This window comes from Glutamicibacter sp. NPDC087831 (assembly GCF_044742845.1).
GTDB lineage: Bacteria > Actinomycetota > Actinomycetes > Actinomycetales > Micrococcaceae > Glutamicibacter.
The window spans coordinates 292387-305718 of record NZ_JBIUVH010000005.1; the positions used below are offsets into that span (position 1 = coordinate 292387).

Annotated in this window: 6 protein-coding genes; 5 read left to right on the forward strand and 1 reads right to left on the reverse strand. The window is 62.9% G+C overall.

Features of this window, described 5'->3' with window-relative positions; translation table 11 throughout:
* Positions 1-3: 3 nt before the first annotated feature.
* From ACIOJF_RS16135 to ACIOJF_RS16150, 4 genes are all read left to right on the forward strand, one after another.
* A complete protein-coding gene (locus ACIOJF_RS16135; RefSeq protein WP_402741880.1) occupies positions 4-5460 on the forward strand; it encodes a PKD domain-containing protein in 5457 nt (1818 codons plus the stop codon).
* A gap of 244 nt (positions 5461-5704) precedes the next feature.
* The gene (locus ACIOJF_RS16140) at positions 5705-6448 is read left to right on the forward strand and encodes a CDP-alcohol phosphatidyltransferase family protein (RefSeq protein ID WP_105658095.1); all 744 of its coding nucleotides are present in this window, start codon (positions 5705-5707) and stop codon (positions 6446-6448) included.
* Between the two features lie 76 nt (positions 6449-6524).
* On the forward strand, positions 6525-7817 hold the full coding sequence (locus ACIOJF_RS16145) for a Wzz/FepE/Etk N-terminal domain-containing protein (RefSeq protein WP_402741881.1): 1293 nt from the start codon (positions 6525-6527) through the stop codon (positions 7815-7817).
* Between the two features lie 2 nt (positions 7818-7819).
* Positions 7820-9112: an O-antigen ligase family protein gene (locus ACIOJF_RS16150; RefSeq protein ID WP_402741882.1), complete on the forward strand. Its 1293-nt coding sequence runs from the start codon at positions 7820-7822 to the stop codon at positions 9110-9112.
* Positions 9113-9190: 78 nt separating this feature from the next.
* On the opposite strand, the gene ACIOJF_RS16155 is transcribed toward ACIOJF_RS16150, so the two are convergent.
* Positions 9191-11737 (reverse strand): right-handed parallel beta-helix repeat-containing protein, encoded by a 2547-nt coding sequence (locus ACIOJF_RS16155; protein WP_402741883.1) that lies wholly within the window; start codon positions 11735-11737, stop codon positions 9191-9193.
* A gap of 397 nt (positions 11738-12134) precedes the next feature.
* On the opposite strand from ACIOJF_RS16155, the gene ACIOJF_RS16160 reads away from it, so the two are divergent.
* Positions 12135-13322 (forward strand): DUF1972 domain-containing protein, encoded by a 1188-nt coding sequence (locus tag ACIOJF_RS16160; RefSeq protein ID WP_402741884.1) that lies wholly within the window; start codon positions 12135-12137, stop codon positions 13320-13322.
* Positions 13323-13332 lie beyond the last annotated feature (10 nt).

Here is a 13332-nt window from a genome sequence, read left to right on the forward strand (position 1 = left end):
GGAATGGACATGGAAGAGCAGCAGATAACGGCAGGCCGGCGCACACCCGTGCGGCGATTCACACGGGTGCTGGCTTCGGTCGCCGCGGCTGTGCTGGTCATTGCCGGCCTGAGCGCAATTCCGGCGACAGCCGCTGGCGAAGAGGAAATCGAGCTGCCCGAGACGGTCAGCGCAAATCATCTTCCTACCCCGCAGCTGAACGGGGTGGCTTGGGACCTGCGTGTGCGCGGGAATGTGGCTTATGTGGTCGGTTCGTTCACCCGGGTACGGCCAAGCGGTGCGAATCCTGGCGGCGCCGGGGAAGTGGTTCGCAATAACGCCATGGCCTTCAACATCACCAACGGGCAGATCCTGCCCTGGAACCCGAACTTCAACGCTCCAGTCATGGATATCGAGTTCTCTCCGGATGGAAGCCGTTTCTACGCAGGTGGACAGTTCACCGCCGTCAGCGGCCAAGCCCGCAGCAAGATCGCTGAATTCACCACTTCCAACGGGGCGCTGACTTCCTTCTCCGCCAGCGTGGGCGGGTCCGTGGAAACCCTTGCAGTGACCAGCGACGCTGTCTACCTGGGCGGCTCCTTCAACTCCGTGGCCAACCAGACCCGGCGCAATGTCGCCAAGCTGAACCGCGCCAACGCGGAACTTCAGGCGTGGGCACCGGCCACCGATGATATCGTCCACGGCATCATCGCCACCGACCAGAGCGACCGCGTGGTCATTGGCGGACGCTTCCAGACGATCAACAACGAGCCCAAGGTCGGCATCGGCGCCGTGAATGAGACCACCGGCCAGCAGGCGGCATGGAGCTCCACTCCGGTCCCGGCGCGGATCGATGACAATGCCCGTGCATGGGTCGTGGACCTGAAACTGGAAAACGGCGTCATCTACGCGGCGAACAACGGCATGGGCTGGCACTGGTTCGACGGCCGATTTGCCGCCGATTACGCCACCGGAGACCTGATCTGGCTCGATAATTGCTATGGATCGACCTCATCGATCAGCATCATGGGCGACGTGGTCTACTCGACCCCGCACGCCCACGACTGCTCGTCGGTCAACGGGTTCCCCGAGGAGAATCCGATGATCTGGAAGCGCGCGCTGGCGGAGACTGCCTTCGCCACCGGTACGGATGCCACTGCGCCGTCGAATAATTCGCTGGTGCGCAACCAGCCAATCCCGACCTTGCTGCACTGGTATCCCTCGATCAATACCGGTACCTACACCGGGCAGTACCAAGGTGGCTGGGCCATGGACAATAACGGGGACTACCTGGTTCTCGGCGGCGAGTTCACCAGGTTGAACAACACCAACCAGCAGGGCTTGGCTGTCTTCCCCAAGCGGTCGCTGTCGTCGAATTCGATACGGCCCGAGTACACCGCGGAGCTGAAGCCGTCGGCGATCTCCCAACGCAGCGGCTCCGTGCGCGTGGCCTGGCCGACCACCTGGGATATCGATGACGAAACGCTCACCTACGAGCTGCTGCGCGATAATTCGCTCACCGCCATCGACAGCCAGGACGTGTCCTCCATCTGGTGGAAAAAGCAGTCGCTGGGCTTCCGCGATGACAGCGTGCCTCCGGGCAGCACCCACACCTACCGGGTACGCGTCTCGGACCCGTGGGGCAATAACTACATCGGTCCGCGCTCGGATCCGGTGACCGTCAGCAACAGCGCCGAGAGTCCGTATACGCAGGTCCTGCGAGAGACCGGCGCGGATATCTACTATCCACTGAACGAATCCGATGGCAGCGTAGCCTTTGACAACATCGGTTTCGTCGATGCCGACGCCAGCGCGGTCTTGCAGCGCGGCCTGCCCGGTGCGATCAGCGACGATGATGCCAGCGGGTTCAGCGGGCAGTCGCTGGCGAGCCGAAATGCCGCGACCGCGCCGGACACCTTCACCACCCAGCTGTGGTTCAAGACCGAGAGCGACCAGGGCGGCAAGCTGATCGGCTATGGCAGCTCGGCCACCGGCGACTCCGGTAGCTACGACCGCCATGCCTGGATGGACAATTCCGGACGCCTGCACTTTGGCACATGGCTGGGGTGGGCGGCAACGGTCAGTTCCTCGGCGAGCTACAACGACGGGCAGTGGCACCAGCTCACCGCAACACTGGGCCAAGCCGGAATGCACCTGTATGTTGACGGGCTGAAGGTCGCCGAACGCACCGATGCCAGCAGCGGCCAGGCCTACTCCGGCATGTGGCGCATCGGCGGGGACAACCTCAACGGCTGGCCGAACCAGCCATCGAGCAAGGCCTTCAACGGCGAGCTGGACGAGGTGGCGATCTTCAATGAGCAAATTGACGCAGCCACCGTGCTGCAGCTCTTCCAATCCACCGGGCGCACTGCGGACATTCCCGAGCCTCCAGCCGATGCCTACGGCATCGCGGTGTACGGCGATGAACCGCAGATGTACTGGCGCCTGGATGAAACCGGGGGCAACGTGGCCACGGACAGCACCATCGCCCGCAACGACGGAACCATCAACGGCCCGGTCCGCTACGCAGAAGATTCCGCCATCGGCCACGGCACATCGCTGGGCTTCGGGGAGTCCGATGCCGCGGTGGTCTCGAACCGGGCGGTGCAGAACCCGACAGTGTTCTCCACCGAGGCCTGGTTCCGGACAACCACGGGCAATGGAGGCAAGATCATCGGTTTCGGCAATGCGGCCAGCGGCCTGTCCTCCAGCTATGACCGGCATGTCTACATGCGCAATGACGGCACCTTGGTCTTCGGCGTCTACACCGGAGCTGAAAATCTGGTCACCACCGGCCGTGCCTACAACGACGGGGACTGGCATCATCTGGTTGCCACGTTGTCCGGCGAGGGCATGAAGCTGTACGTCGATGGCGCGCTCACCGGCACCAACCCGCAAACCGCGGCCGAGCCGTTCAACGGCTACTGGCGCATTGGCGGGGACCGGGTATGGTCCGGAGCCAGCTCCGCATGGTTCGATGGCGAAATCGATGAGGCCGCCGTCTACGCCAGGGCACTGAGCCAAGCCGAGGTCAATGAGCACTACGGGATTGCCGGCGAGGCGAACCAGGATCCGGTGGCCGACTTCACCAGCACCAGCCAAGGTCTGGCGGTGGCCTTCGACGCCAGCGGATCAACCGATGCCGACGGCACCATTGCCAGCTACGCCTGGGACTACGGCGACGGGCAAAGCACCACCGTGCAGACCGAAGGAGTGCTTCATGAATACGCCCAAGCCGGCACCTACACGGTGGTGCTGACCATTACCGATGACCGCGGTGGCACTGCCACGAAGACGCAGCAGGTCGAGGCCAAGGTGGTTAACCAGCCGCCGGTGGCCGCGATAGCCAGCGAACAGACCGGTTTGAAGGTAAGCCTGAGCGGTTCCGGATCCGAGGATCCGGAACAAGGAGAGCTGTCCTACGAATGGGACTTCGGCGATGGCAGCCAGAAGGTCTCCGGCCAGGACGTGGAGCATGCCTATGGCGCAGGCGGAGAGTACACGGTGACCCTGACGGTGACAGACAGCGCTGGGGCCACCGCCCAGGCGCAGAGCATCCTGACGGTGGAAAACTCCGCTCCGCTCGCGGCCATGGAAGTGGTTGTTGACGGCCTGGGCATCCAAGTCAACGGTGCTGGCTCCGCAGACCCCGAGGGCGGGGAACTGGATTATGCCTGGGACTTCGGCGACGGGACCGAGGCCTCCGGGGCCGAAGCCGCCCACGAATACGCGGAACCGGGAACCTACGAGGTCACCCTCGTGGTGGCCGATGAGCACGGGGCCACCGGCACGGTGGCGAATTCGGTGCAAGTGAAGGTGCCGAACACGGCACCGGACGCTGCCTTCGAATCCACCGTCGACGGACTGGCCGCCGTCTTCACTGCCGCTCCATCGCAGGATGCCGATGGGCAGATCGTGTCCTGGGAATGGGACTTCGGCGACGGGACCACCGGGACCGGGGCCGAAGCCATGCACCAGTACTCGAGCAGCGGCACCAAGACCGTGACCCTGACCGTCACCGACAACGAGGGCGCCACCGGCACCGCTTCCAGCGAAGTCACCGTGCAGGACCCGGCCGAACTGGATCCGACCGCGGCCTTCACCTGGGAAGCCGATGAGCTCGCGATCACCGTGGACGCCTCCGATTCGCTGCCTCCGGCAGCCGGCGGGGAGATCACCGGGTACCTGTGGGAGTTCGGCGATGGAACCCAGGCCAGCGGAGTGGCGGCCAACCACAGCTACGAGTCGGCCGGCACCTACTCGGTGACGCTGACCGTCCAGGCAGGGGAGCGGGAAAGCACCATCAGCCAGGTGGCCACGGTTGCCGCCGCCCAAGGTCCGCAAGCGCAGTTCAGCACCGCGGTACGCGGACTCGCACTGGGCGTCGATGCCTCGGGCAGCACGGCCGGGGATACGCCGATTACCGGATACCAGTGGGACTTCGGCGATGGGCAGAACGCTCTGGGAGAAACCGCGCAGCATCGCTACGCCGAGGACGGCCGGTACACGGTCACCCTGACGGTCAGCGATGGGAACGGACTGGAATCACGCACTGAAACCGAAGTGGATGTCCAGAATTCGGCACCGGTGGCGGCCTTCGCCCTGGAAGTGAACGGACTTGAAGTCCAGGTCGATGGCGCCGCCTCCAGCGATGCTGATGGCCAGATTGCCACTTACGCATGGGATTTCGGAGACGGGAACACCGCCAGCGGCCAGAATGCCTCCCATGAGTACGCCGAGCCAGGCAACTATCAGATCAAGCTGGTGGTCACCGACGAGGACGGCGCACGTGCCGAACTGGTCCAGCAAGTGCAGGTCGCGGTCGTCGCCGAACCGGCCCTGCTGGTCTCAGATGCATTTGGACGCACCGTTTCCGATGGCTGGGGTGACGCCGATACCGGGGGAACCTGGGCGCGGCAAGGCTCATCGTCCAACTTCAGCGTGGCCGGAGGCACCGGAACGATCCGCATGTCCTCCGCCGGCAGTGGACCGCTGTCGTGGCTGCCAGCCACGGTACGGGAAGGCGACATGCGCATCAAGCTCAGCCGCGACAAGGCTGCCACCGGCGGAGGCATCTACCAGACGGTGACCATCCGGGATATTCCTGGCGTCGGGGCGTACCGCGCCAAGGTCAGGTTCCTGTCCAACGGCTCGGTGGCGGTGACCCTGGAGAAGGTCGTCTCCGGCAGCGTCAGTGCGTTGAGCGCCGAGACCGTCATCGGCCAGGTAGACGGTTCGCCGGGCAAGGCCGTGTGGCTGCGTTTGCAGGCTCAGGGCAGCAGCTCCACCAGCTTGCGGGCCAAGGCCTACAACCAAGGCCAGGATGAGCCGGTGAACTGGCAGCTCAACGCCACCGACTCCACCGCCGCACTGCAGGCCGAAGGCCGTTTGGGGTTGTCGGTCTACCTCTCCGGCTCGGCGGGTAACGCGCCGGTCAACGGCGGGTTCGATGATCTGGAGGTGCGGGAAATCGCCGAATGAGCCCGGCCGTTCGCGGTTCGTTGCGCCAATGCGGTGCGAATCGCGAGCGCTGGCTCAGCGGCTTCGCCTAGGAATGGGAATTCGATGGATAGAACAAGGGAAATGAACTAGATTGTACTCAGCTTGGGTTGTCCCCTGGGGATGCGCTGCACAAATGCGGTGCTTGGGGACAGGGCTGAATATCGGGGGCGCTTGCGGCCGATCGCGGCCGCAAGCACATAAGAGTTCACTGGGGAGGACTCACATGCTGCAAGAACAACAAGGATACCGTTGGGCAGTCGCAGAACTGCGCCAGCGGCAGAAAACCAATAAGGGAGCGCCAGCCTACTCGCGCTTCGTCAACAGGCCACTGGGCCGCCGGCTGGCGGCACTGGCCTATCTGCTTCGGCTAACGCCCAACGGCGTCACCGGCATCAGCGCTCTATGCACGGCTGGCGGACTGGCGGTGATCGCGCTGCTGGAACCGTCCTTCGGCTCTTCGCTGCTGATCACGGCTTTGCTGGTGCTCGGCTACGCGCTGGATTCTGCTGATGGGCAGCTGGCCCGCCTCCAAGGCTCCGGATCCGCTGCCGGCGAATGGCTGGACCATATTGTCGACGCGATCAAGACCGCCGCCCTGCACGCGATGGTGCTGATCTCGTGGTACCGGTTCTACCCGGTAGAAGGCGCCTGGTACCTGGTGCCCATTGCCTACCAGGTCGTGGCCTGCAGCCTGTTCTTCTCCATGATCCTTACCGATCAGCTGCGCCGGCTGAACTCCGGGAGAACGGGGCACTACCTGCAGGGCCAGGGCAAGAGCTCGGCCCTGTATTCATTGGCCGTCGTGCCTACCGACTTCGGCCTGATCTGCCTGGCCTTCCTGACGCTGTGGCTGCCATCGGTGTTCATTCCGGTGTATGTCCTGCTGCTGCTGGCCAACGCAGGCTTCCTGGCGCTGGCCCTGGGCAAGTGGTACCGGGAGGTGAAGGGTCTTGGCCAAAGCGCTTGATTACCAAGAACATCGCACCTGGCCAGCTGCACCGGAATTGGGCTGGGGACAGCATGCGCATCGGGAGGCGGCAGGCATGGATCTGAGTGATTTCCTCTTCGTGCTGCGAACCCGCATGTGGTGGATCGCGGCCAGCACCCTTGCCGGGATACTCGCCTCCATCGCCATCACCCTGGGGATGACCCCGGTCTACACCGCGAAGTCGACCTTGTTCGTCAGCGTCAATTCCAGCCAGGACACGGCCTATGCCCGTGGCCAGTTCGCGCTGCAGCGAGTGGGGTCCTACCCGCAGCTGGTCAATGATCCGCAGCTGATCAACCAGGTGATCCGCGAGCTCGATCTGGATCGCAGTTTCCAGGACGTCAAATCCAATGTGAACGCCACCAATCCGGTCGATACCGTGCTGCTGGCCGTGACGGCGAAGGCCCCGGAGGCCCAGCAGGCCGCGGACATCGCCAATACGGCTGCCGGGTTGCTGGCGGAGTCCATCCAGAAGCTGGAGAACACCGACCCCAAGAAGCTCGAAGTCAAAGCGGAGCTGTCCGTGCCGGCCGCGGCACCGCAGTACGCCACCGCGCCTCGCAAATCCGTGAATCTGGCCCTGGGCCTGGTTTCGGGAGCCAGCTTGGGATTGCTGTTGGCCCTGGCGCTGCACAAGTTGGATCCGAGGATCCTGCGCGGCCGCGACGCCGAACGGCAATTGCGCACGCGCGTGCTGGGCACCGTGGCGGCCCGGTCCAAGGACGGAGCCCGTGCCAACCCGACCGGCATCCAGGTCGGTTACCGCCAGCTGGTATCGAACCTGCTGATGGCCAATGACGGGCGCCTGCCGCAACGCATCCTGGTGCTCAGTACCCGTGCCGATGCGGTTCTCGATGGGCAGCAGCTCGCCCAGACCCTGGCGGCCATGGGCAAGCGCTCGGTGATCGTGCAGGCCGACCGTCAACTGGAGCCGCTGCGCCGCGACGAGGCAAGTGGAACGGGCCTGGCCCAAGTGCTCGCTGGCACCAGCGAGCTGCATGATGCGCTCACTCATATCGAATCGGTGCCGATGGGCTACCTCCCTGCCGGACCGCAACCTGAAACGCTGCGCCGTTTCGATGTGTTCGCCGGATTGGACAGCTTGATCGCTTCCCTCGAAGAGGATTTCGATGTAGTGATCTTCGTAGCCAGCATGGAGGGCCAGCCGGTGGACGCCACCGCAGTGGCCCTGCACAGCGATTGCGTGATCCTCACCGGACGTGAACGGCGAACCACCTACCGACAGGTTGCCGATGCCCTGCAGGAGCTGAACGCTGTGCGAGTCGGAGCGACCGGGCTGGTGCTGGTGCGCAAGCCTTCGCGCTTCCGGCACCGGCGGGGTACCTGATCATGCCTCCGGCCGTCAGTGCGTCCTGGACGCCGGCGGAGCAGATTCCGGTGCCACGGCGCTACCGGGTTCCGCGTCTGTGGCAGTTGAACCTGCTGTGGATCCTGATGGTCTTCAGCGTGGTTGCTTGGCGCCAGGGAACGCTGTTCACCGGCGGATTGGACCTCGTGGTCGTGCTCAAGGCGCTGCTGCAAGGCGCCGTGCTGTGCTGGGCGATCCTGCTGTGGATGTGGAGTGGGGCCCGTCAGCCGGTAGGCGTGCGCAGTATCGCGCTGCTCGCTCCGGTTCTGGCCCTGAGCGTGATCGGGGCGATGGCAGAAGGCAATGTCATGGCCTCGGCCATCATCGCGATCCGCGTGGCGATGCTGGCAGCGACAGTGCTGTTCATCATGCGGGTTTTCCCGGCCCACCAGGTGCTGCTGGCCATGTGCGTCGGTTTGGCCGCGGTGGGCATCATCAGCGCGGGGACCGGGCTGGCGCTGGGCGGAGGCGGGCGCCTGACAGGCGGCATCCCTCCGCTGAGCCCCAATGAGATTGCCTTGCTTTCCGGCATCCCGGCACTGGTTCTTTTCCACCAATCGCTGCGCGCGCACGTGCGGTGGTGGCACGTGGGGATGCTGGTGTTGCTCAGCGCCATCCTTCTGCTCTCCGAGTCGCGTACCGCTCTCATCGCGGCTGCTTGCACGGCAGCTGGCATGCTGCTGATGCTCCGCCGAATCCCGTTGCAGACCATCGTGGCGGCGCTGGCGGCCCTTCCGCTGGTGTTCTACCTTGCGTTCCTGACTCCGGTTTTGCAGAATCTGATGGCTCGCGAGGACAGTGCCTCGGTGATGACGTTGAACTCCCGGACTATCAGCTGGTCGGTAGTGCTGAACCTGCCCAATGATTCATGGCAGAGATGGATCGGTGCGGGATTGAGCCAGAAGACCATTGCTGTCGAAGGGCAGTACTGGGACGAGCAGGTTTTCGATTCTTCGTGGATTTCCTTGCTGGCGCAAACTGGAATCATCGGAACGCTGCTTGTGGCTTTCTGGGTTCTGCTGACGGTTTTCGCCGCATTGCGTTCAAGCAGGCTGCGCAGCTTGCTGTTCCCGCTGCTGGCATTCGTGATCATCCGCAGCGTGATGGAAAACGGGCTGGTAGATGCCGGTGCGCTATTCCTGATTTTCCTGGTGTTCGCCCTGATGCTGGAACCGGCCAGCAGCCGAGCGGCCTTGGACTGGGAACACGCTGCACCCCTGCAGCGCAAGCAGCCGCCGGAGCCGCCGGATCCGCCGGTGGCGATGGGCAACTGAACCCGAATGCACCGGATCCCGGCTGGGCACACTGCCGATCCGGGATCCGTTGCTTGTACTGCCGGGGTGGCCCGGAGCCTAGCGCGGGTAGCTGCCGATGCGCTTGGAAGCGGGGGCCTGTCCTATCAGGGAGGCAATATCGCTAGGCAATGCGGTAGCCTGGCTGTTCTTGCCCGTAACGCTGGTAGTCGGATTATTGGTACTGCTCAGCACCGTGCTGGAGGTGAGTTCAAAGGAATTCAGCTCTTGTCCGGTGGACTTGGCGAAGGCCGGCAAGGTGGTGAACACCGCGGGGTTTCCAGCGCCTTTGGACCAGACGGAGGACCACTTCGGATTCGTGGAGTTGACGCGGTGATAGGCATTGGACGCCAGGGAGATCTTCATCTGTTCCGCCGTGTAGCTGCCCGAGTAGTCCTCGACGGCAAGAATTGCGTTGCCACCGCCGGTATTGGAGAACACGTTGTTCTTCGCGACAATGTTCTTATTGATCCAGGTCATGGTGGTGTCAGGGAATGGCTGGCGCGGATCGTGCCCGGGGTCGGACTTGTTCGCTGCGCGGCGCGCATCCTGCACGATGTTCAGCACCCGGTTCTTGCCGCTGATGGTGTTGTTCCAGATCTTTACATCGCTGGTGTTGTTCAGTTTGAAGGCGAATCCGGAATTCTTGGTGATGCGGTTGTTGGCCACCACTGCTTTTGCGGAGATCTCCAGCGACAGTCCGTGCCCGGTATTGGAGATCAGGTCATTATTCAGGATCTTGGAATCGTAGACGGATTCATCCAGCCATAGTCCCGGACCGTAGTTGCTGTTGAGCTTGGAATCCTTCACCGTCACGCCCCGGGTGCGTCCGATCTTCAGCCCGCCGGAGACAGGCGAAGTGTTGAACCGCTCGTGGTTATTGCCTGTGGAGGCCAGTTTGTTGACGACCAGTCCGTCAGCGTACACGGCGTTCATGCCCAGCATGCCGCTGCGCTGGATTTTCACGTTGCTCACGGTGTTCTTCACAGCGCTGACGTTCAAACCCGTGGTTGCCGTATCCTCGATGGTCAGGTTCTGCACAGTGATGCCCGGCTTCTCCGCGGTGACCGCACCCATGTCGGGCACCGAAGGAGCGAACTTGCGCACATTGATACCTGAAACGCTGGAATTGCGGCTGCGGATGCTCAGGGCCTTGACCAGCGTAGAAGCGCGCACGGACTTTCCGGTTGGGTCGGTGCCGAGGTGCAGCTTGTTGTTGGCGCGGTCCACATGGAAGGCACCCGGTTTGAGCTTGGCAACCGAGGATACCTGGATCTGCTTGGTCCCGTTGATCCATACCTGGTCGGGGTGGGCTGCCATGGGATAGCTGGAATTGATGAAGCCCCATGCTTCAGCCGTATTGTCTGTGGCTCCCCGGGTGTAGGTCGGGCTAGTATCGAAATCGTAGTCCCAGCCGGATTTCACCCATCCATTGCTCGCGGCGGAGAAGCCCGTGATTGCCTTGGAACCATCGAGCCAGACGGTCTCTCCCGGGTATTCGCGCAGCTTGAGGCTCTTGCCTGCGGGGATCACTACCGACTCATGGTAGCTGCCACCACGCACCACGATGGTCTGTCCGCTGGAGGCTTTGGAAATGGCCTTGGACAGGGTGCGCAGTGGCGCTGAGGCGGTACCGCCGGAGGCATCATTTCCGGATGACGAAACATAAAGTGCTGTTGAAGGGATGGCGCCCAGGGTTCCCGCCTGCGGTGCCTGCTCGCCACCGCTGACCTCTTCGGAGTGGGGAACGGTTCCTTCGGCATCAGGTGCAGGTTCGGGAGTTGGGGAGGGCGATGGGGCAGGTGCCGGTTCCGGGGCCTGCATCGCCGGTTCGGTAGCTGAACGCGCTACCAGATTGTCAACGTGCAGACCGGAGTTGCCGGTGGCGCTGGCCGAAAGGTAACCGCCTATGCGCAAGCTGCCTTTGGCCGAGGCCAGCGCTGTGGATGCATCTTCCGATTCCAGCTGCCATTCGGGGGTTCCGCTGCCAGCTGCGAAGGCTCGGGCCTTGAGCGACGCGGTGCCGCTTCCGGTGATGGCGAAGTCAACATGGTACGCAGTCCCCGGGCGGGCCGCTGCGCTGATCTGCCGAGAATCGAGCACGATCTTTTTACCGCTGACGGTCCGTGAAATTTCCAGGGACAGATTGCCAGTGCTTTGCAGCCGAAGCGAAGCAGTGTATTGGCCATCTGCGGTACTTCGGGCACCTAGGTGCGCATAGGACGAACCCGTGCTGGGCAGCGAGTCGAAGGAAATATCGACGCCGGCCTGCATGTCGGCAGCGTTGATGGCGGCGGTGGCATGGCTGAGCTTGCCGGGGACCAAGGTAATTTCACCCTGGGAACCATCTACGGCGAAACGGCTTGGACTGTTGGCTAGGTAGGGGATTCCACTTGAAGTAGAGCCCCAGCCGGAGCCAACTGTGCGGTTCATGGCATCGGCGACCAATGTGGTCGAAGCGGCCACGGGCACCGGGTTCAAGGAGGTGGCGACGATGCCGCACGCGGCGGCTAAGGCCAATGCCGCGATCAGGCGCGGCCGCTGGGAAGATTGGCCAGATGTATCCGGACCTAGGGGCAAGAGGTTCTTGGGGGAAAGGTTCTGCAAAGGATCCTCGGAGCTTAACCCGTGCTCCCCAGCAAAACAGGCCCTGCTCATTCAATATAGACGATGGTTTAAGGGTCACGCGGGCCCTGCTGTAAATGGTGGCATGGAATGAACCGTTATTCAATCGTGATGTTTCTCTCTCGATCCCTGGACTTCGAGGTTGACGAGGAAACTTCCCCAGTGGCCAGTGAGTATTCCAAGTACCCCCGAGCAAGTAATTCGCGGGTAACGCAAGTACGGGTGCACTCGTGTGCCGCAACGGCACGACACATATGCTCGGTAGATGAGAAACGCATGCTTGCGGCATGTTCCGGAACTCGCCGTTGATTTTGGGGATCGACGCTGGTGCGGCAAGCAAGCGAACGTTGATTCTGCTGTTTAAATTTGGGGGAACAGAATGCAACGCACCGAGCACCATGACTCGCGCGCCAAGCTGCGCATCGCCTTGATCGGCACCAGGGGAGTACCTGCACGCTATGGCGGTTTCGAGACCGCTATTGAAGAGGTAGGGCGCCGCCTGGCCGATCAAGGGCACGAGGTGACCGTATATTGCCGTGGCACTGCCAAAGACGAGCGCATGAGCGAATACCAGGGCATGAAGCTGGTGCATTTGCCTGCCATGAGGCGAAGGAGCCTCGAGACGCTGAGCCATACTGCACTGTCGGTGATCCATGCCCTCTTCAACCGGCCCGATGCGGCGATTGTCTTCAACGCGGCCAATGCCCCGCTGCTCCCGCTGCTGCGTTTGGGAAGGATTCCCGTCGCCACGCACGTGGATGGGCTGGAATGGAAACGGGCCAAGTGGGGACCTATTGGCCAGAAGTACTACCGGCTATGCGAGCGCCTCTGCGTCTGGTGGAGCAGGGAATTGATTGCCGATGCCCTGGGTATCGCCAACTACTACGCGGCGAAATTCTCGCGGGCAACGAGGCTCATCACTTATGGGGCACCGCAAATTCCCGAGGCTGCTGCAGTGAAATTGGCTGAGCTCGGCTTGGAATCCGGAAAGTTCCATCTGGTAGTGGCCCGCTTCGAGCCGGAGAACCACGTGGAGATGATTGTCCGTGGCTACAGCCAGTCGCAGGCCAGGCTCCCGCTGGTGGTCGTCGGTTCGGCGCCCTATGCCGAGCAATACACTCAGCAGGTTCATGCCGCGGCCACGGAACAAGTCCGCTTCCTAGGCGGGGTATGGGACCAGCAGCTGCTAGATGAGCTCTATGCCCATGCACTTTCCTATTGGCATGGCCATTCGGTCGGCGGTACCAACCCATCATTGCTCAGGGCGTTGGGTGCCGGTACGGCGATCAACGCCTATGACGTGAACTTCAACCGCGAAGTGGCCCAGGCAGCCGGCGAATACTTCAATGACCCGCAATCCGCGTCCAGGCTCTTCGACCGCACCGAATCAAAGGACGATGCCGTTCGCCAACGCGCCCAGCTCGCACGAAAGCGCGCTAGCGACTATGACTGGGACGATGTTGCCCGGGCCTACGAAAAGCTGTGCTTGGATTTGGCCGGTGCCGGAGAGCCTTCGGTGGAATTTGACGCAGAACCGTCTGCGGAAATTGGCCGCCGCCGCGCCTGAGGCTGGCACG

Excerpts from the sequence above, each read along its gene's own strand:
- ACIOJF_RS16135 (WP_402741880.1), top strand. The coding sequence starts at position 4 with ATGGACATGGAAGAGCAGCAGATAACGGCAGGCCGGCGCACACCCGTG.
- ACIOJF_RS16145 (WP_402741881.1), top strand. The coding sequence starts at position 6,525 with ATGGATCTGAGTGATTTCCTCTTCGTGCTGCGAACCCGCATGTGGTGG.
- ACIOJF_RS16160 (WP_402741884.1), top strand. The coding sequence starts at position 12,135 with ATGCAACGCACCGAGCACCATGACTCGCGCGCCAAGCTGCGCATCGCC.
- ACIOJF_RS16140 (WP_105658095.1), top strand. The coding sequence starts at position 5,705 with ATGCTGCAAGAACAACAAGGATACCGTTGGGCAGTCGCAGAACTGCGC.
- ACIOJF_RS16150 (WP_402741882.1), top strand. The coding sequence starts at position 7,820 with ATGCCTCCGGCCGTCAGTGCGTCCTGGACGCCGGCGGAGCAGATTCCG.